Source organism: Pseudonocardia sp. KRD291 (assembly GCF_019263595.1).
Taxonomy (GTDB): domain Bacteria; phylum Actinomycetota; class Actinomycetes; order Mycobacteriales; family Pseudonocardiaceae; genus Pseudonocardia.
This window is the reverse complement of sequence record NZ_JADQDD010000027.1, coordinates 16,426-33,875: the sequence shown is the minus strand read 5'-3', so window position 1 is coordinate 33,875 and position 17,450 is coordinate 16,426. Positions and strand designations below refer to the sequence as shown.

Here is a 17,450-nt window from a genome sequence, read left to right as displayed (position 1 = left end):
GCGGATCGCCACCCTCGGCGGGGAGGTCCGTGACCCGGCGACGACGATCCCGCGGGCGATCTCGCTCGCACTGGGGCTGGTGCTCGTCGTGTACGCCACGGTGGCGGTGACGGCCCTGCTCACGGTCGGCCCGGCCGGGCTCGCCGCGGCGTCTGCCCCGCTGGCCGCGGTCGCGGGGTCGGGATCGCTGGGGTTCCTGGCCCCGGCGGTGCGGGTCGGTGGCGCCGTGGCGTCGGCGGGGGTGCTGCTGTCGTTGATGGCCGGGGTCGGGCGCACGACGATGGCGATGGCCCGCGACCGCGAGCTGCCCCGCGCGCTGGCCGCGGTGCACCCGCGGTTCCGGGTCCCGCACCGCGCCGAGCTGCTCCTCGGCGCGGTCGTGGCCGTGATCGTGCTGGTCGCCGACGTGCGCGGCGCGATCGGGTTCTCCAGCTTCGCAGTGCTGGTCTACTACGCCGTCGCCAACGCCGCGGCGTTCACCCTCGACGGGCCGGACCGGCCGTGGTGGCTGCGCCCGCTCACGGTGACGGGCCTGCTGGGCTGTCTCGCTCTGGCGTTCAGCCTGCCCGCCGCCACGGTGGTGACGGGGATCGGCGTCCTGGCGGCCGGGGTCGTCGGCCGGGCGCTCCTGCGTCTGGTTCCCGGCAGCGCTGGCGATCGCCAGGCCGACGGCTGAGGAACGTGCGGACGGATCAGTCCGGCTCGGAGGGGCGTCGTCGCTCCAGGAGAACGGTGTCACGCCAGACCCCGTGGTGCTGCGCGATGCGTTCGCGGACGCCGAGGGTGCGGTAGCCGGCGGTGTGGTGCAGGGCGATGCCGGCCCGGTTCTCGGGGAAGATCGAGGTCTGGAGGGTCCACAGGCCGGCGTCGTCGGCGGCGCAGACCTGTCGGCGGATCAGGGCGCGTCCGATGCCGCGTCGGCGGTGACCGTCGGCGACGTAGATCGAGGTCTCGGCGACGCCGCGGTAGACGGGCCGGGTCGAGGTGGCGCGCGCGGCGGTCCAACCGACCACCTGGCCGTCGAGTTCGGCGACCCAGCGGTGCTCGGGCAGCCACCCGGCGTCGAGGTCGGCGCGGTCGGGGACGTAGGTCTCGAAGGTGGCGTGCCCGGTGGCGATGCCCTCGGCGTAGATGCGCAGGACGTCGTCCCAGTCGGCGCCGGTCATGGCGCGGACGGTGACGTCGTCCGGGACGTCGTCGGGGCAGCAGGGGCGGGGGCCGAGCATGCCCATGACGGCGTCGGCGGCGTGCGGGAGGCCGGTGCAGCAGGCGGGGTTGACCGACACCAGCGTGGTGGTGCCCTCCTTGCGCAGCAGCAGGAACCCGGTGTCGGCGAGCTTGCGCACGTGGTGCGAGCAGGTGGCCTGGCTGATGCCTGTCAGCTCGGCGAGGCGTCCGATCGAGAGCGGTGCCGCGGCGGTGGCGGTGGCGTGCAGGAGCCGGACGCGGACCGGTTCGGCGAGGCAGGCGAACCAGCCCGCGTAGGTGGCCGCGTCGGCCGGGTCGAGCTGGCCCTGGTCGTGGGCGGGGCCGGCGAGGCTCGGTAGCGGGGACACGCTCATGGCAGCAAGTATCGACGTGGATCGATGGTTGCGTCAATCGATGCGCGTCGATACATTCCGGCTCATTAATCGATCCGAGTCGATGGAGGCGGAGATGGTGCAGCGGGAGTTGCCGGTCGTGGTGGTCGGTGCCGGCCCGGTGGGGTTGGCTGCGGCGGCGGAGCTGCTGGAGCGCGGGCTGGAGCCGCTGGTGCTCGAGGCCGGTGACTCGGCCGGGGCGTCGGTCCGGCAGTGGGGCCACGTGCGGTTGTTCTCTCCGTGGGAGTGGTTGGTCGACCCGGCCGCGCAGCGGCTGCTGGAGCCCACCGGCTGGGCTGCCCCGGACGGAGGCGCGTACCCGACGGGGGCGGAGTGGGCCGCCGGGTACCTGGCTCCGCTAGCCGATGTGCTGGGCGAGCGCGTGCGAACCCGTGCGCGGGTGGTCGGTGTGGCGCGCCGGGGACGGGACCGGGTCGTCGACGCCGGACGCGAGACCGAGCCCCTGGTCGTGCACATCGACACCGGAGCGGGGGAGGAGCGGGTCGGCGCCAGGGCGGTGATCGACGCGTCGGGGACGTGGACGTCGGCGAACCCGCTCGGCGGTGACGGGCTCCCAGCGATCGGGGAGAGCGCCGCGGGGCAGCGGGTCCGCGCCGGGGTGCCGGACCTGACCGACCCGGCCGAGCGGGCCCGCTACGCAGGCCGGCACGTCGCCGTCGCCGGGTCCGGGCACTCGGCGCTGACCGCGCTGGCCTCGTTCGCCGATCTGGTGCGCGACGAGCCCGGCACGCGGGTGTCGTGGCTGCTGCGCCGGGGCGGGTTCGGTCAGGTGTTCGGCGGCGGTGACACCGACCAGCTCCCGGCGCGCGGCGCGCTGGGCCAGCGCGCGGAACAGGCGGTCGCGGCCGGGCTGGTGACTCCGGTGTTCGGGTTCCGTACCGAGCGGGTCGAGCCCGAGGCCGGCGGCACGGCCTGGACGTTGGTGTCCGAGGACGGGCACCGGGTCGAGGCGGTCGAGGAGGTCGTGGTGCTGACCGGGTTCCGCCCCGAGCTGGGCTGGCTGTCGGAGGTCCGTCTGGACCTGGACCCGACGCTGCAGGCTCCGACCCGGCTGGCGCCGCTGATCGACCCCAACGTGCACTCCTGCGGCACTGTCTATCCGCATGGCGCGGCCGAGCTGGCTCAGCCCGAACCGGGTGTCTACCTGGCCGGGATGAAGAGCTACGGGCGCGCGCCGACGTTCCTGGCCCGCACCGGGTACGAGCAGGTGCGCTCGATCGCCGCCGAGCTGGCCGGTGACCACGAGGCCGCGGCCCGGGTCGAGCTGGTGCTCAACGAGACCGGCGTCTGCGGCGGGGCCGGCTTATTCGACGAGGACACTTCGGCGGCGGAGACCGTGGCGGGTAGCGGGTGCTGCTCAACACCCAGCGAGCCGCTCACCGTGGGCGCGCCGGCCGCGGGAGCCTGATCGGAGTTGACGGCGGACAACCGTGACGCACCGGCGGCGATGGTGGGCTCCGGCTCGCCGTTGCCGCCCGGTGGCCTGTCACAGCGCGGTCTGTGGCGGGTGCTGGTGGTCCTGTGCGTCACCGAGATCACCAGCTGGGGTGTGCTCTACTACGCCTTCCCCGTGTTGGCCCCGTCGATCGCGGCTGACACGAGCTGGTCGCTGAGCACCATCACCGCCGCGTTCTCCGGCGGCCTGGTCGTGTCGGCGCTGATCGGCATCCCGGTCGGTCGTCTGCTCGACCGGCACGGTCCCCGCTGGGTGATGACCGCCGGTTCGGTGATCGGGGTCCCGGCCACGCTGGCGATCGCTGCCGCCGGGTCCCTGCCGTGGTTCGTCGCCGCGTGGCTGCTGGCCGGGGTGGCTCAGGCCGCGACGTTCTACCCGCCCGCCTTCGCCGCTCTGACCCGCTGGTGGGGCCGCGACCGGGTGCGCGCACTGACCGGGCTGACGCTGGTGGCCGGTCTGGCCAGCACCGTGTTCGCCCCGTTGACCGCGGCACTGCTGGGCCATTTCGGCTGGCGCGGCACCTACCTCGTTCTCGCCGTGATCCTGGCCGCGGTCACCATCCCCGCCCACCTGTTCGGGCTGCGCGGCCCGTGGCCGGACCCGGTCGAGCCCGACACCGACAACGCCGGCGGGATCGCGGACGGCGCCGACGATGACCCCGCCCGGATCGTGCGCAGCCACGCGTTCCTGCTGCTCGGCGCCGCGCTGTTCCTGGGCGCGTTCACCGCGTTCGCGGTCACCGTCAACCAGGTCCCGTTGCTCATCGAGCGCGGCCTCACCACCAGCCAGGCCGCCTGGGCGCTCGGGCTCGGCGGGGTCGGGCAGGTCCTGGGCCGGCTCGGCTACACCCGGCTCACCCGCCGCTCCGGGGTTCGCGGACGAGCGGTGCTGATCCTGGGCATGCTCGCCGCGACCACCCTGCTGCTCGCCGTCCTGCCCGGGCCGCCGTGGGCGCTGATCGTCGCAGCCATGCTGGCCGGCGCCGCGCGCGGTGTTTTCACACTGCTACAGGCCACCGCCCTGTCCGACCGCTGGCACCCGCGGTTCTACGGCCGACTCAACGGGCTGATCTCCGCGCCGTCGATGCTCGCCGTCGCCGTCTCGCCCTGGGCCGGCAGCGCGCTCGCCGAACTGCTCGGCGGCTATCCACCGGTGTTCATACTGCTCGCCGGCGCCGCGGTCGTGGCGACCGTCCTCGCTCTCGGGTCCGTACCCGCTGGCCGAGGGCGGGCGCCGAGCGCTGGTCGCTGACAGTCAGATGACTCTCTTCGGAGATGTCGTCCGTGAGTCGACTTGCGCAGCACTGACGAAGCCGCCGAGGAGCTCCCGTCGGTTGACCAGCCGGTCTCAGCGGGAACGCGATCTCCCCCCGCGTGTTGCCTCGGCGACTCGGTCGGGGATCGTGCTGTGCTTGCGCCGCAGGGCCGGTCGCTCGACCAGAAGCCACGACAGCAGCGCCATCGCCGCGGTGATACCCAGTCCGATCAGCAGGAACGAAGGGACGGCGACTGTGCCGACGCCCGTCAGCACCAGGAGCTGCATGGTGGGCCAGTGGTAGATGTACATGCCGTAGGACAGGTCCGTGCGGATGGACCACGGCCACCGGAAGCATGTCCCGAACCAGATGAACAGGTACGCCAGAGGTGCGGCGCCGAGGACCCGGTAGTCCTCGAACATGCTCACGCTGAGCAGGAAGATGCCGGCCGACGCCACGGCCAGGTCGGTCCGCATCGGAAGCCGGTCGGCGTAGAGATACGCCGCTGCGCCGAGTAGGAACACGAAGGTCAGCCGCAGGATCCGGTCGTTGACAAGGACCGGTAGCCCGGCCTCCTGCAGGATCGTCAGGACGGCCAGCACTCCGAGCATCACGGGGACGACGATCCGCCGGTTGCGGAGAACTCCGAGCACGCCGAGCCCGGCGATGATGACGTAGCAGAAGGCCTCGAAGAACAGGGTCCAGAGTGCGCCGTTGAAGCTGGCCCCCTGCGGGGTGTCGGCGAGGATGCCGGCGATGTCGTACTGGACGATCAGCAGCGCGGAGTTGCCGAACAGGTAGCGCAGGGCGGACGGGGCGCCGGTGAACGGGGTGGTCGAGGGCATGCCTTGTGCCCATGCGGCGATCGGCGCCACGACCAGTGCTGTGAGCAGGAGACACATCCAGAAGCCCGGCATGATCCGGAGGAACCGGTGCCACGCGAACCGTGGGAACGAGTCCAGCGTCAGCCAGCTGCGGGTGACGAGGAAGCCGCTGAGGATGAAGAAGCCGTCCAGCCCGAAATCGCCCAGGGTGGATCGCCCCCACTGAGCCTGGTGCCCGGTGCGGATCGCGACTCCGTGACTCATCGCCACCAACAGGGCGAACAGCAGTCGTAGAACGTCGAAGCTGTTCTGCCTGGGGTCGAACCTGGTGCGCAGCGACGACATGGCTGCCCTCCCGTCTGGTAACTGGGCGCCGGCCCTGACGGGTCGAGAAGCTGCCGGCGCAGGGAGCTCTATCCTCACGTTAAAGTAGAGTTGCTGTGGTTCGACTGAGAGGCCGTAGAGGCGGCAGGTGAGACCTCGATGGCGCGGTTGGTCCGGTAGGGACACGCGGTCGTCGAACGGGCACCCAGTGACCCGGCTCGGTGCCGGAGGTGCTCCGGTCGGCTCTATGCGGTCGGCGGACCGTCCGGGACTGCGGGATCCAGGGAGGGGCTGCTGACATGGCGGAACGCCCGTCGGAGCCACATCCGTACCGTGTGGTGTTCACGAGGCGGGGCAGCGCCCAGCGCGGCACAATCGAGATCACCGACGCAGGTGTGGCCCATCGTGAGGCTCGTGCCATAGCCGATGCCGGCGGGCGGGCTGAGGTCCAGTACGTCGCAAGCGGTAGGCCGCCTCAGACGCTGGCCACCTATCCATGACCGACCTGGTGAGACCGGGCCACCGGTGACGAAGTCGACGTAACCCTCTCCGGGCGGAAAGGTAGTGTCCGATCTTGAGTGCGGAGCGAGGCCCCGTGCGGCTCTACCCGTTTCGCTCCTGCCGACGCTCCGGGCGAGTGCGGTCTTGGGGTCCTCGCGTAGTCATTCGTCAGACGTGTCGCGACTTCAAGGAGGCTCGTAGCCCGGTGAATGTGGAGCCCACCCGGCTGCACGGGGTCCTGATTCTGACGCCGACCCCGCATGCCGACGAGCGCGGTTGGTTCACCCGGACCTCGGATGCCGCGTCGCTGGGCGCGGCGGGCGTTTCGTCCCGGGACTTCGTGCAGGACTCGCAATCGCGTAGCTGGAAGGGTGTCGTGCGTGGTCTGCACGGTCGCTCCGGACGTGGGGAGGCGAAGCTGGTCCGGTGCGCCTCCGGGGCGATCTATGACGTGGTGGTCGACGCACGGCCGACGTCTCCGACGTTCGGCCAGTGGGACTCCTTCCGCCTCGACGACGTCGATCTGCGGTCGCTCTACATCCCGCGCGGTCTGCTCCACGGGTTCCAGGCGCTGACCGAGGTCGCCGACGCCTGCTATCGCATCGACGCCGAGCACGACCCCTCGGAGAACGTCTCCGTACGTTGGAACGACCCGGACCTTGCAGTCCGATGGCCGCTGCCGGTGAGCACGGTGAGCGAACGTGATGCCGCTGCTCCCCACTGGCGTGCCGTCCGAGAAGGGCTACGCGCCCACCAACCCGTGTGGCCGTCGTCGGAGTGGACGCGGTAGTGGTCACCTCCGAACCGGACCCGGCCGACGTCCCGGTGACCCGGATCGAGGTACTCGACTTCGTCGGCGACCTGTTCGTGGGCGCCCCCGTCGGGCGGGAGGCTCTGATCCGTGCCGCGCGGGCGGAGGGTGGCCGCCCGGCGCTGATCGCCGTGCTCGAATGCCTCCCCGACGTGACGTTGGCCCAGGTCTGCGAGCTGTGGCGGTACCTCGATGTGCCGGAGGACCTCTCGGCCGCCGACGAGGCGTCCCGCCCGCCGTCGGGCGACCGGACAGCGGGTTAGACCGCGGTGGGTCGGAAAGCATGGGCCGGACCGCAGGGGTCGGCCGGCGTCACCGGCGGTCGACGGCTCGCGACGAGGGCAGGGTCTCCCGCCGTTCCGCGAGCGACTTGAGCTCGCGGGAGAGCGCCTCCATGCCCTGGACCTGGGCCCGCAGTGCCTCGATCCGGGCCTCGGCCGCGGCCCGGTACATGCCCAGCCGCCCACGCAGGTCGTCGGCCGTCTCGGAGTCCCCGGCGGCGCGGGCCGCGTCCATGACCGAGACCAGGTCCTTGATCTGGTCCAGGCTCAGGTCCAGCGGCTTGAGGGTCTTGATGAACTGCAGACGCTCGACATCGTCTTCGGTGTAGAGCCGGAACCCGCCGGTGCTACGGGCGGAGGGGACGACCAGTCCGACCTCGTCCCAGTGGCGGATCGTGCGTAGCGACAGCCCGACCCGGGTCGCGACCTCCCCGATCTGCAGCACCCGGCATCCACTCCTCTCGCGGGCGGCCACACCGTTCAGCACCGGTGCGGGGACCGGGGCAGGCGTGCGACCGCCCCACGACTCTACGACAGCGGTGTCATGCTTGATCGGGATGTCGACGGGTGCACACCGACAAGGGGCCCCGCCCAGGTGTCCGGCGAGTGCCTCGTGTCGGGTTCGGCTGTTCGCGTTCATCCCGGTGATGATCGCGTCGATTCCGTGCGCGCGGTACTTGGTGGTGATGGCGTCGAGGGCGGCGACGGTGGAGGCGTCCCAGACGTGGGCGTCGGACAGGTCGATCACAACGTGTTCCGGGTCGTCGGCGTAGTCGAACTGGAAGACGAGGTCGTTGCTGGAGGCGAAGAACAGCTGGCCGATGACGCGGTAGGTCTTCCTGGTCCCGTCCGGATCGACGGTTCCGGTCACCTCCACCAGGTGCGCGACGCGGCGGGCGAACAGCACCATCGCCACGAGTACTCCGACACCGACTCCGTAGGCGAGATTGTGCGTGGTCACGGTGACCGCCACGGTCGCGATCATGACAAGGTTCTCGCTGGTGGGCAGGCGTCGGAGCGTGGCCGGGTGGATGCTGTGCCAGTCGAACGTCCCGACGGCCACCATGATCATGACTCCGACCAGGGCGGCCATCGGGATGGCGGCGACGATCGGGCCCAGTGAGACCACGAGGATCAGCAGGAACAGTCCGGCGAGGAACGTGGAGAGCCGGGTGCGGGCCCCGGACTTCACGTTGATCATCGTCTGGCCGATCATGGCGCAGCCGCCCATGCCGCCGAACAGGCCGGTCACAATGTTGGCGACGCCTTGGCCCCAGGACTCGCGGGTCTTGTCGGAGTGGGTGTCGGTGACCTCGTCGACGAGCTTGGCGGTCATCAGCGACTCAATCAGCCCGACGAGCGCGATGGCCAGTGCCGGTGGTCCGATGAGGGTCAGTGTCTGCCAGGTCAGCGGGACGGTCGGGAGTCCGAGGACGGGGAGGCTGTCCGGTAAGGCTCCCTGGTCGCCGACCGTGGGCACGGCGATGCCGAGCAGGGCGGTGAACGCCGTCAGTCCGGCGATGGCCACCAGCGGCGCCGGGATCGTCCGGGTGAGACGGGGTAGGCCGACCATGATCGCCAAGCCTGCAGCAAGCAGTGGGTAGACCGCCCACGGCACGTCGACGAGATACGGCAGTTGCGCGGTGAAGATCAGGATGGCCAGGGCGTTGACGAACCCGACCATCACCATGCGCGGCAGGAAGCGCATCAGGCGCGCCACGCCCAGCAGCGCGAACACGATCTGCAGGACTCCGCCGAGCAGGACGGCGGCGATGAGGTAGTCCAGGCCGTACTCACGCGAGAGCGGCGCGACGACCAGGGCGATCGCGCCGGTCGCGGCGGAGATCATCGCCTTGCGACCGCCGGTGAGGGAGATGGTGACGGCCATGGTGAAGGAGGCGAACAGCCCGACACGCGGGTCGACCCCGGCGATGATCGAGAACGAGATCGCCTCCGGGATGAGGGCGAGCGCGACCACGAGGCCGGCGAGTACCTCGGTGCGCAGGATGCGCGGCGTCAACCAGGTGGGGCGTGATGGTCGGAGCTTGGGCAGGGTGGGAACGGGCATCTCGACTTTCCAGAGGGGGAGCATGAATCCGGTCGCACCACACGGAGCTTCCGGTCGACCAACCCTAACGTCACGTAAAGGTATGGCCGAGCCGATACCGGCGCGAAGTCGTGCTCATCACATTGACCCGTCCGACTCGACCTGATCGTGCCTGAGTCAGACGTTCCCGCAATGGAAGGGTCGTCGAGGATGAAGACCCAACCTGTCGAAGGGGGAGCGGCGGGGCGGCGTCATCTGTCCGCGCCGCTCCTCCACCGGTAGCACGGTGTAGCTCCGTGCGGCGACGGCGATGATGGCTCGGTGGTCAGTCCTCGACAGTGCTCGGCTGGTACAGCTGAGCCAGGGCGTCCAGTACCTGAACTCGCGCATCGGCGGCTTCGACCACGCCGATGAGCACGTAGTAGGCCAGGCCTTCGGCTAGTGCGGCCAGGCTGGTTGCTGCGGATTCCGGATTCGTGGCGGAAGCGATGAGGCCGGCCTCCTGGTCGCGTCGGACCAGTGCAGCGAGGTCGTGATGGTGCAGCTGGCGGTACTGGCCTCGCAGTCGGGCGGCGATGTCCTCGTGGTGCAGGGCCAGTGCAGTGAAGGACTGTCGGAACTGCAGGTGCGCACGACTGGGCTCGTCGTGCGGGATGAGCTCGGTAAGCACCACTTCGAGGACTCGTCGCGGTGGTGCGTTCTCGAGGTCGCCGCCGACTGCCACGCTGATGCGAGCACTGCTGATCGCGTTGACGTGATCGAATGCCGCGCCGAGAAGGTCGGCCATGGTCGAGAAGTAGTGCTGCACTCGCCCGGCGGACACGCCGGCCGCGGCGGCGACGCTGGTCTGCGAGACCGCCGGCACCCCCCGCGTCGCGGCGACAGCAAGAACTGCATCGATCAGCTCGCGCCGTCGCACTCGGTGCGGCGGTGTTCGTCGCCGTCGAAGGTCGGTGGTCGCGACACCCTCTGGTTCCGTTGCGGTTGTTCCGTCTGCGCGCGATCACCGTCGGCAACCTCGCGATGCTGTTGGTCGGGGTATGCCTGATGCCGATGTGGTACTTCCTGTCGCTCTACATGCAACAGGGGCTCGGCCTGTCCGCGTTGGCGACCGGGCTGGGATTCCTTCCCCACACAGCGATCACCGTCGCGGTCGGCGCTTTGCTTGCCCCCCGACTGATGAACCGAATGCCCGCGCGGACCCTGCTCGCTACCGGATGCCTGATCGCTGCAGCCGGGTTCTGGTGGCAGAGTCGAATCGATGTCACCGATACATACCTGACCGCGATCCTCGGACCCGCAATCGCCATCGCTGTCGGTGGCGGGCTACTCAACACTCCGCTGACGACCCTGGTTACCTCCGGAATCACTCGCGACGACGCCGGCGCTGCATCCGGACTGATGAACACCACCAAGCAGGTCGGCGGTGCTCTCGGGCTGGCTGCGCTCCTCACGGTCGCCGGCGGCGGCGCCACCGGCATGGGCCTGACCGCGGACCCTGTCGGTTTGACAGCCGGGTTCTCGGTCGCGTTCACGACGATGGCGGGTCTGCTCGCCGTCGTCGCGGTTCTTGCTGCCGCACTACCCGCACCAGGGGGTCACGATCCCGCGGCGCAGTAAGCGGGTGGTCGAGCGCGGTCACCCCGCCGGGGCCGACCGCGGAAGACCACATGGTCCCGACGCTCGAGACGAACTTGCCCGGCTGATTCGACCCATGTAAATATAGACGTATGTCGAAGCAAGATGGGCGGGTCGACCTCGGTCTGACCAGCGTGCAGGAGTGCTGGTCACCGCTGGTCGGGGAGCCGTTGGACGAGTCCCGGGCCGCAGAGTTGTCGCGGGTTTTCAAGGCGATGGGTGACCCGGTGCGTCTGCGGCTGCTGTCGCTGATCGCCTCGCACGCAGGCGGCGAGGCGTGTGTCTGCGACCTGACCGATGTGTTCGAGCTGACCGGCCCGACGATCTCGCACCACCTCAAGGTGCTGCGCGAGGCAGGGCTGATCACCGGCGAGCGCCGGGGGACCTGGGTCTACTACCGGGTGCTGCCCGAGGCTCTGGGCCGCCTGTCCGAGGTGCTCACACCGGCGACCGTGTCCGAGCTGTCGATTCCCGCGCCCGCGCAGGGAGATGCGGTGGTCGGGACATGAGCACCGAGAACCCGTCCCGCACCGCGACCGATCCCGGTGAAGCGGGGATCGTCGCGAAGCTCTCGACCCTGGACCGGTTCCTACCGGTCTGGATCGTCGTCGCGATGGCCGTCGGGCTGCTGCTCGGGCGCCTGATCCCCGGTCTGGCGCCGGCGTTGAACGCGATCGCCATCAACGGCACGTCGGTACCGATCGCGATCGGGCTGCTGGTGATGATGTACCCGGTTCTGGCCAAGGTCCGCTACGACCGCCTCGACTCCGTCACCGGCGACAAGCGCCTGCTGATCTCCTCGCTGGTGTTGAACTGGGTCCTGGGTCCGGCGCTGATGTTCGCCCTCGCCTGGCTGCTGCTGCCCGACCTGCCCGAGTACCGGACGGGCCTGATCATCGTCGGGCTGGCGCGCTGCATCGCCATGGTCATCATCTGGAACGACCTCGCCTGCGGTGACCGCGAGGCCGCCGCCGTCCTGGTGGCGCTGAACTCGGTGTTCCAGGTCGTCGCGTTCGGGTTGCTCGGCTGGTTCTACCTCTCGGTCCTGCCCGGCCGGCTCGGTCTGCCCGTGGCGGACCTGAACATCTCCACCTGGACGATCGTCGGGTCCGTGCTCGTCTTCCTCGGCGTCCCGCTCGTGGCCGGTTTCCTCACCCGCACGCTGGGGGAGAAGGCAAAGGGTCGCGAGTGGTACGAGTCGAAGTTCCTGCCGAAGATCGGGCCGCTGGCGCTCTACGGGCTGCTGTTCACGATCGTGCTGCTGTTCGCGCTGCAGGGCCGCCAGATCACCGGCCAGCCCCTCGACGTCGTCCGGATCGCGCTGCCGCTGCTGGCCTACTTCGCGATCATGTGGGCGGGTTCCTACGCGTTGGGCCGCGGCGTCGGTCTCGGCTATGAACGCACCACCACGCTGGCCTTCACCGCCGCGGGCAACAACTTCGAGCTCGCCATCGCCGTCGCGATCGCCACCTTCGGCGCGACCTCCGGGCAGGCCCTGGCCGGTGTCGTCGGGCCCCTGATCGAGGTGCCCGTCCTCGTCGCGCTGGTCTATGTCTCGCTGTGGCTGCGCCGGCGGCTGTTCCCGACGCCCTCGGCCCCCGCAGCGAACCACGATCTCCGATCCTGACCGTCCTGCCCGACCCGCACGCCCTCCTGCTGTCCTTCGAGGAAGAAGCACGCCATGACCAGCACGTGGCACCGCGACACCCTGTCCATCGACCAGCACCGCCAGCGCCTGCGTGCGCTGGCCAAGGTCGAGGGCAAGAGCGTCGACAGCAGGCCGGTGGTGCTGTTCTGTGCACCCACAACGCCGGCCGTTCCCAGATGGCGCTCGGGTTCTTCACCGCGCTCACCGGCGAGACCGCGGTCGGCTGGTCGGGCGGCTCGATCCCCAGCAGCGCGATCAGCCCCGCCGCGGTCGCGGCGATGGCCGAGGTCGGCATCGACATCAGCGGCGAGTTCCCCAAGCCCTGGACCGACGAGGTCGTCCAGGCCGCCGACGCCGTGATCACCATGGGCTGCGGCGACGCCTGCCCGGTCTTCCCCGGCAAGCGCTACCTCGACTGGGACCTCACCGACCCCGCCGGCCGACCCGCCGACGAGGTCCGAGCCGTCCGCGACGATATCGACGCCCGCGTCCGGACGCTGCTCGCCGACCTGACCAGCACCGAGAGCACCAGCCGATGACCACCACCGACCACACCAGGGCGCCGTCGGTGCTGTTCGTCTGCGTCCGCAACGGTGGGAAGTCCCAGATGGCCGCCGGGCTCATGCGCCACGCAGCCCACGGCCGGATCACCGCACACTCCGCCGGGACCGACCCGGGCACGACGATCAACGCCCTGTCCGCCGAGACACTGGCCGAGGTCGGAGTCGACATCAGCGGCGAGTCACCGAAGCCGATCCACCCCGCCCTGCTCGACGAGGTCGACCTGGTCGTCACTCTCGGCCGGGAAGCACACGTCGACGCACCGGCCGGGACGCCCGTGCAGAACTGGGACACCGACGAACCCTCCGAACGCGGCATCGACGGAATCGAACGCATGCGCCTGCTCCGCGACGACATCTCCGTCCGCGTCTCCACCCTGATCGCAGAGCTGGCCTCCGTCGACCGATGACGAGCACGAACCAGCCCGATCGGCCCGCGCGGGGCGCGGCGGCGACCGCGGGCTCGGTCCTCGGCGCCCCGACCGGCGCCTGGCACCGGCACGACGAGTCGACGCACCTGCAGCCCGACGAGTCGTGATCTCGACAGTCCCCTCGACGAGCACACCGCCCGAGCCTCCGAGGTGATCCCACGGCCGGGCGGTGCGCGGTGGTTCGGCGCCGTACCGGATGATGCTGACGAGCCACCTCGGCGTCGACCGACGAGCAGCACCGCGGAGGACCGTGTCCCGACCCGTCCGGCCATCCCAGCGGTCCGCCCCGCTGCACCCGGTGACGGCGACCGTGTGCGGGCTGGTCTCGATCGCGCTGCTGCTCGTCCTGCCGTCCGCCACGGCCGCGGACCCGACACTGGGAGCCGTACCGGGCCCGGGCGAAGCCACCTGGTGGACGGTGGTCGCGGTGCTGGTGCTGCAGGCGGTCGGCGTGGCCTGGGTGGCCAGGTTCCCCACGACGGCCGTGCCGGCGCTGGCTGCGCTCCCGCTGGTGCTGGTCTGGGTCGCGCCGGGCGTGGTTTTCACCGTCACCGTCGTCGCCGAGATGGCCGGGGTCTTCCTCGCCGTCGTCGCCCGGCCGCCGCGCCGCCGGTTGTGGGTCGCGCTGGCGAGCACCGCGCTGTTGCTGGCGGCCGGTCAGTTCGCCAACGAGGCCCGGACCAGCGGACCGAGCGCTGCCGGCGCGGTCACGTCGCTGCTGCAGGCGGTGATCGTTGTCGGGTTTCCTCTGCTGCTCGGACTCGTGATCGCCGCGCAGCGCGACGCCGACGACGCCCGCCGGTACGAGGTGCAGGCGTTGCGCCGGGAACAGGACGCACTGCTGCAGGCCGCCGTGTCGCAGCAGCGCGTGGCGATGTCACGGGAGTTGCACGACATCGCCGCGCACCACATGTCCGGTATCGCGCTGATGGCCGCGGCGATGGACCGCCAGATCGACTCCGACCCCGCCGCGGCGAAGGGTTCGGCGCGCCAGATCCGCGAGCAGAGCCGCGCCGTCCTCGACGATCTGCGGCGGCTGGTCGGCCTGCTGCGCGAGGAGGCCGATGCGGCCCGGCCGGTGGAGACCGTCGCCGCGGTGTCCGCGCTCGTGGCGACCCGCCGGGCGGCGGGGGCCGAGATCGACCTCGTCATGCCCGCGGACGGCTCCGGGTCCGGTGCGGGCGTGGGCCCCCTCGCACACCTCGTCGCCTACCGGATGGTGCAGGAGTCGCTGGCCAACGCGGCGGCGCACGCCCCGGGTGCTCGGTGTGTGGTCGAGATCGGCGAGCAGCACGGTCGCCGGCTCACGATCACCGTGCGCAACGGTGTCCCCACCGGACCCGACCCCGGCCCCGGCGGCGGGTTCGGGCTGGTCGGTATGGCCGAGCGGGCGCAGCTGGTGGGTGCCGACCTCGTCTACGGGGCCATCCCGGACGGTGGCTGGGAGGTTCGTCTGAGCCTCCCGGTCGACGACACGATCGACACGACCCGCGCGCCCGCGCCGCTCCCGGAGGACTCTGCATGATCCGCGTGCTCATCGCCGACGACCAGCATCTGGTACGCGCCGGCCTGTCGGCGTTGCTGGGCGCCGAGACCGACATCGAGGTGGCCGGCGTGGCCCGCGACGGGGACGAGGCGCTGGCGATGGCCCGCGACCTGGTGCCCGACGTCGCCTGCCTCGACATCCGGATGCCCGGCCGCAGCGGCATCGAGGTGGCGCGCGAGCTCTGCGCCCCGGACGCCGTCCCGCAGGTGCCGGTACTGGTGCTGACGACCTTCGACCTCGACGACTACGTCTTCGGCGCGCTGGAGGCCGGGGCGTCGGGATTCCTGCTCAAGGACGCGCCACCGGAGGCCATCGTGACGGCCGTCCGCCAGGTCGCTGCCGGCCAGGGCACCATCGACCAGACGCTCACCCGCCGGATCATGCGGGAGTTCGTCCACCGCCGTCGCCTGCAGCCGGTGACCGGCCGGCGCGCCGAGGACCTGCTCACCCCGCGCGAGCACGAGATCCTGCTGCTGCTCGCCCAGGGCATGTCGAACGACGACATCGCGGGCACCCTGGTCGTCGAGCTCTCGACGGTGAAGTCGCACCTGGCACGGATGCTGCCCAAGATCGGCGTGCAGTCCCGGCTGCAGGCCGCCGTCTGGGCATACCAGAACCACGTCGTCGAGGTTCCCGGGCCGGGCGCCTGAGGTCGGAGCCCGTCCCGGGAACCGCGCTCACGTCTCGCGGGGCGCCGTATAGCCGAGCCGTCCGCGGGTTCCGAGCAGCACCGCCAGACCGGCGACGACCGCACCGGCCGCCATCGCCTGCATCGCCTGGTTGGAGTCGATCGTCGGGAACATCTCCGCCCAGACGATCGAGGCGAAGTTGTTCACGCTGACGTGTGTCAGCATCGACAGCGGCAGGCTTTCCCCGGTCCGGTTGAACACCCAGGTCATGATGATGTTGAAAGCGATGCAGAACACGGCGAAGGACACCGGGCGGGTCCAGTCCGCGTCCGGGAAGCCGCCCCAGTCGGTGAGGAACAGCGGCATGTGCCAGACCGCCCAGATCGGGCCCAGGATCATCGAGCCGGTCAGCGGCCCGAAGCGGTGCTGCAGGCGGGGCAGCGCGAAGTCCCGCCAGCCCGGCTCCTCGGCGAGACCGGTCGTCACCATCTGCAGGAGCAGTCCGGGGACGTAGGCGGCGACCGCGAGCATCGAGGGGGCACTCACCTGCCCGCCGGAGAACGCGTACCCGGTGGCCAGCATGGCCGCGGGGACACCGAGCAGGGCGATCGCGTACCAGTGCCATCGGACCCGCCAGCGCCACATCCGCCCGGCCCAGCGCCGCAACCCGGGGCGCCCGTCCGCGATGGCGGTGACCAGCAGTGCGGACGCGATCGGCCCGAGGTAGGCCCCGGGCAGCACCCCGAGGAGCTGGCTGGTACCCAGGAGGTCGGGGAACCGGTAGTCCCAGACCCCGAGCCCGTTCTGCGACAGGATGTAGGGGATCCAGGCCAGCCAGCTCATCGCGTTGGCGAGCAGGAAGAAGCTGAGCAGCGGGTGGCGCCGCACGGCGGCGAGCACACCCCCGCCCCGCACCGGCGACCGTGCCGGGCCACCGGGCCGGCTGCCGAGGATGGGCTGTTGCCGGTATCCGTCCGAGAGCGTCATGGCACGAAGTCTGGATTCGGCGGGCCCCGGTCACGAGATGCGGAGGATCGAAGGTCCCCGATGCCATCGAAGGATGCAGATCCCGGGTCAGCTGTGCCGTAGGGCGGCCTGCAGGAGTCCGGGGAAGCGCCGGTCGACGTCGTCGCGGTGGGCTCGCGCACCAGGTGGTCGTGCTGTTGGCCGATCTCGAGCGGGCCGTCGGGGACACCAGCGACGCTTCGAACCCGAAGCACGTAAACTCCGGGTGTGTCCGACCCACCGCACTCGGTCGACCCGGTCCAGCTCGGCGCCTACTTCGCCCTGGTCGAGGTCTCCAGCCTGCTACGCCACGCCATCGAGCAGCAGCTCCACGACGACGCCGGCCTGACCTTCGTGCGGTTCCAGATCCTGCGACGACTCCAGCTCTCGACGACCGGCAGCCACCGCATGACCGACCTCGCCGACGCCATCGTCTTCAGCCGCAGCGGTCTCACCTACCAGGCAGGCCTGCTGGAGAAGGACGGCCTCGTCGTCCGGGCCCGCTCCGCCGATGACGAGCGGGGCGTCACCATCTCCATCACCGACGCCGGGCGCGCCCTGGTCGAGGCGGTCCTTCCCGGTCACGAGGAGGTCGTCACCGGGATGCTCTTCGAACCCCTGTCCCGAGAGGATGCCCGCACACTCACCGACCTTCTCGAGCCGGTGCGCGAGCACATGCGGGCGGCGCCGCCACGGTCGGCCAGCAGCCGACGCCGCAAGGGCACCTCGACGTGAGGAGCAGATCATGGGAATCATCGGTTGGATCGTCCTCGGCCTGATCGGCTCGCTGATCCTGCTCGGCATCTACCGCCTGATCGTCGGCCGCCGGACCAGGGCTCGAGCCTGACCGGAATCCACCAGCGGGGTGTGACGGCAGCACAGGCAGCAGGTCG

19 protein-coding genes and 1 pseudogene are annotated in these 17,450 nt (G+C 70.8%); 14 read left to right on the top strand and 6 right to left on the bottom strand.

Annotated elements, in window-relative coordinates:
* Positions 1-676 (top strand): APC family permease (locus tag I4I78_RS06635; protein WP_218610309.1); only part of this gene is annotated, 676 nt, incomplete at its 5' end.
* 16 nt (positions 677-692) lie between these two features.
* Here the strand turns inward: I4I78_RS06635 and I4I78_RS06630 are convergent.
* Entirely contained in the window at positions 693-1,562 is an 870-nt protein-coding gene (locus I4I78_RS06630) for a GNAT family N-acetyltransferase (protein ID WP_218610308.1), read from the bottom strand.
* Between the two features lie 94 nt (positions 1,563-1,656).
* On the opposite strand from I4I78_RS06630, the gene I4I78_RS06625 reads away from it, so the two are divergent.
* Complete coding sequence (locus I4I78_RS06625) at positions 1,657-3,009, top strand: FAD-dependent oxidoreductase (RefSeq protein WP_218610311.1); 1,353 nt, start codon at positions 1,657-1,659, stop codon at positions 3,007-3,009.
* 39 nt (positions 3,010-3,048) lie between these two features.
* Positions 3,049-4,308, top strand: a complete 1,260-nt coding sequence (locus I4I78_RS06620; protein WP_218610310.1) for an MFS transporter — start codon at positions 3,049-3,051, stop codon at positions 4,306-4,308.
* 96 nt (positions 4,309-4,404) lie between these two features.
* Here the strand turns inward: I4I78_RS06620 and I4I78_RS06615 are convergent, their stop codons facing one another.
* Positions 4,405-5,481: an acyltransferase gene (locus I4I78_RS06615; RefSeq protein WP_218610307.1), complete on the bottom strand. Its 1,077-nt coding sequence runs from the start codon at positions 5,479-5,481 to the stop codon at positions 4,405-4,407.
* 685 nt (positions 5,482-6,166) lie between these two features.
* On the opposite strand from I4I78_RS06615, the gene rfbC reads away from it, so the two are divergent.
* Entirely contained in the window at positions 6,167-6,751 is a 585-nt protein-coding gene (gene rfbC, locus I4I78_RS06610; RefSeq protein ID WP_218610306.1) for a dTDP-4-dehydrorhamnose 3,5-epimerase, read from the top strand.
* Positions 6,751-7,035 carry a DUF2795 domain-containing protein gene (locus I4I78_RS06605; protein WP_218610305.1) on the top strand — a complete coding sequence of 95 codons (285 nt, stop codon included), beginning with the start codon at positions 6,751-6,753 and terminating at the stop codon, positions 7,033-7,035. The genes rfbC and I4I78_RS06605 overlap by 1 nt, the downstream gene beginning before the upstream one ends.
* A gap of 49 nt (positions 7,036-7,084) precedes the next feature.
* Here I4I78_RS06605 and I4I78_RS34190 read toward each other — a convergent pair whose 3' ends face one another.
* From I4I78_RS34190 to I4I78_RS06595, 3 genes and pseudogenes are all read right to left on the bottom strand, one after another.
* Positions 7,085-7,648, bottom strand: coding sequence for a MerR family transcriptional regulator (locus I4I78_RS34190; RefSeq protein WP_374225848.1), 564 nt, complete (start codon positions 7,646-7,648; stop codon positions 7,085-7,087).
* A pseudogene (locus tag I4I78_RS06600) lies at positions 7,637-9,121 on the bottom strand (SulP family inorganic anion transporter); the annotation flags it as partial. The gene I4I78_RS34190 and the pseudogene I4I78_RS06600, both read right to left, overlap by 12 nt.
* A 304-nt stretch (positions 9,122-9,425) precedes the next feature.
* Positions 9,426-10,019 (bottom strand): TetR family transcriptional regulator C-terminal domain-containing protein, encoded by a 594-nt coding sequence (locus I4I78_RS06595; protein WP_308251936.1) that lies wholly within the window; start codon positions 10,017-10,019, stop codon positions 9,426-9,428.
* Here I4I78_RS06595 and I4I78_RS06590 point away from each other — a divergent pair.
* The 8 genes from I4I78_RS06590 to I4I78_RS06560 all read left to right on the top strand — a co-directional run bounded on the left by I4I78_RS06590 (position 9,992) and on the right by I4I78_RS06560 (position 15,573).
* Positions 9,992-10,720: an MFS transporter gene (locus tag I4I78_RS06590; RefSeq protein ID WP_226379221.1), complete on the top strand. Its 729-nt coding sequence runs from the start codon at positions 9,992-9,994 to the stop codon at positions 10,718-10,720. The two genes, I4I78_RS06595 and I4I78_RS06590, sit on opposite strands and share 28 nt — an antisense overlap.
* A 110-nt stretch (positions 10,721-10,830) precedes the next feature.
* The gene (locus I4I78_RS06585) at positions 10,831-11,247 is read left to right on the top strand and encodes a helix-turn-helix transcriptional regulator (protein WP_218610301.1); all 417 of its coding nucleotides are present in this window, start codon (positions 10,831-10,833) and stop codon (positions 11,245-11,247) included.
* On the top strand, positions 11,244-12,365 hold the full coding sequence (gene arsB / locus I4I78_RS06580; protein ID WP_218610300.1) for an ACR3 family arsenite efflux transporter: 1,122 nt from the start codon (positions 11,244-11,246) through the stop codon (positions 12,363-12,365). Before I4I78_RS06585 ends, arsB begins: the two co-directional genes overlap by 4 nt.
* Positions 12,366-12,562: 197 nt before the next feature.
* Positions 12,563-12,925: an arsenate reductase ArsC gene (locus tag I4I78_RS06575; protein WP_218610299.1), complete on the top strand. Its 363-nt coding sequence runs from the start codon at positions 12,563-12,565 to the stop codon at positions 12,923-12,925.
* Positions 12,922-13,356, top strand: coding sequence for a low molecular weight phosphatase family protein (locus I4I78_RS06570; RefSeq protein WP_218610298.1), 435 nt, complete (start codon positions 12,922-12,924; stop codon positions 13,354-13,356). Before I4I78_RS06575 ends, I4I78_RS06570 begins: the two co-directional genes overlap by 4 nt.
* On the top strand, positions 13,353-13,484 hold the full coding sequence (locus I4I78_RS33355; protein WP_255567080.1) for a hypothetical protein: 132 nt from the start codon (positions 13,353-13,355) through the stop codon (positions 13,482-13,484). Before I4I78_RS06570 ends, I4I78_RS33355 begins: the two co-directional genes overlap by 4 nt.
* 191 nt (positions 13,485-13,675) lie before the next feature.
* The gene (locus I4I78_RS33700; RefSeq protein WP_218610297.1) at positions 13,676-14,902 is read left to right on the top strand and encodes a histidine kinase; all 1,227 of its coding nucleotides are present in this window, start codon (positions 13,676-13,678) and stop codon (positions 14,900-14,902) included.
* A complete protein-coding gene (locus tag I4I78_RS06560; protein WP_218610296.1) occupies positions 14,899-15,573 on the top strand; it encodes a response regulator transcription factor in 675 nt (224 codons plus the stop codon). The genes I4I78_RS33700 and I4I78_RS06560 overlap by 4 nt, the downstream gene beginning before the upstream one ends.
* Before the next feature lie 27 nt (positions 15,574-15,600).
* Here I4I78_RS06560 and I4I78_RS06555 read toward each other — a convergent pair whose 3' ends face one another.
* Positions 15,601-16,539 carry a CPBP family intramembrane glutamic endopeptidase gene (locus I4I78_RS06555; RefSeq protein ID WP_218610295.1) on the bottom strand — a complete coding sequence of 313 codons (939 nt, stop codon included), beginning with the start codon at positions 16,537-16,539 and terminating at the stop codon, positions 15,601-15,603.
* Positions 16,540-16,785: 246 nt separating this feature from the next.
* Here I4I78_RS06555 and I4I78_RS06550 point away from each other — a divergent pair, with 246 nt between their 5' ends.
* Positions 16,786-17,292 (top strand): MarR family winged helix-turn-helix transcriptional regulator, encoded by a 507-nt coding sequence (locus tag I4I78_RS06550; RefSeq protein WP_218610294.1) that lies wholly within the window; start codon positions 16,786-16,788, stop codon positions 17,290-17,292.
* Positions 17,293-17,450: the final 158 nt, after the last annotated feature.

Excerpts from the sequence above, each read along its gene's own strand:
- I4I78_RS06630 (WP_218610308.1), bottom strand. The coding sequence starts at position 1,562 with ATGAGCGTGTCCCCGCTACCGAGCCTCGCCGGCCCCGCCCACGACCAG.
- I4I78_RS06625 (WP_218610311.1), top strand. The coding sequence starts at position 1,657 with ATGGTGCAGCGGGAGTTGCCGGTCGTGGTGGTCGGTGCCGGCCCGGTG.
- I4I78_RS06620 (WP_218610310.1), top strand. The coding sequence starts at position 3,049 with ATGGTGGGCTCCGGCTCGCCGTTGCCGCCCGGTGGCCTGTCACAGCGC.
- I4I78_RS06615 (WP_218610307.1), bottom strand. The coding sequence starts at position 5,481 with ATGTCGTCGCTGCGCACCAGGTTCGACCCCAGGCAGAACAGCTTCGAC.
- I4I78_RS06585 (WP_218610301.1), top strand. The coding sequence starts at position 10,831 with ATGTCGAAGCAAGATGGGCGGGTCGACCTCGGTCTGACCAGCGTGCAG.
- arsB (WP_218610300.1), top strand. The coding sequence starts at position 11,244 with ATGAGCACCGAGAACCCGTCCCGCACCGCGACCGATCCCGGTGAAGCG.
- I4I78_RS06575 (WP_218610299.1), top strand. The coding sequence starts at position 12,563 with ATGGCGCTCGGGTTCTTCACCGCGCTCACCGGCGAGACCGCGGTCGGC.
- I4I78_RS06570 (WP_218610298.1), top strand. The coding sequence starts at position 12,922 with ATGACCACCACCGACCACACCAGGGCGCCGTCGGTGCTGTTCGTCTGC.
- I4I78_RS33355 (WP_255567080.1), top strand. The coding sequence starts at position 13,353 with ATGACGAGCACGAACCAGCCCGATCGGCCCGCGCGGGGCGCGGCGGCG.
- I4I78_RS06560 (WP_218610296.1), top strand. The coding sequence starts at position 14,899 with ATGATCCGCGTGCTCATCGCCGACGACCAGCATCTGGTACGCGCCGGC.
- I4I78_RS06555 (WP_218610295.1), bottom strand. The coding sequence starts at position 16,539 with ATGACGCTCTCGGACGGATACCGGCAACAGCCCATCCTCGGCAGCCGG.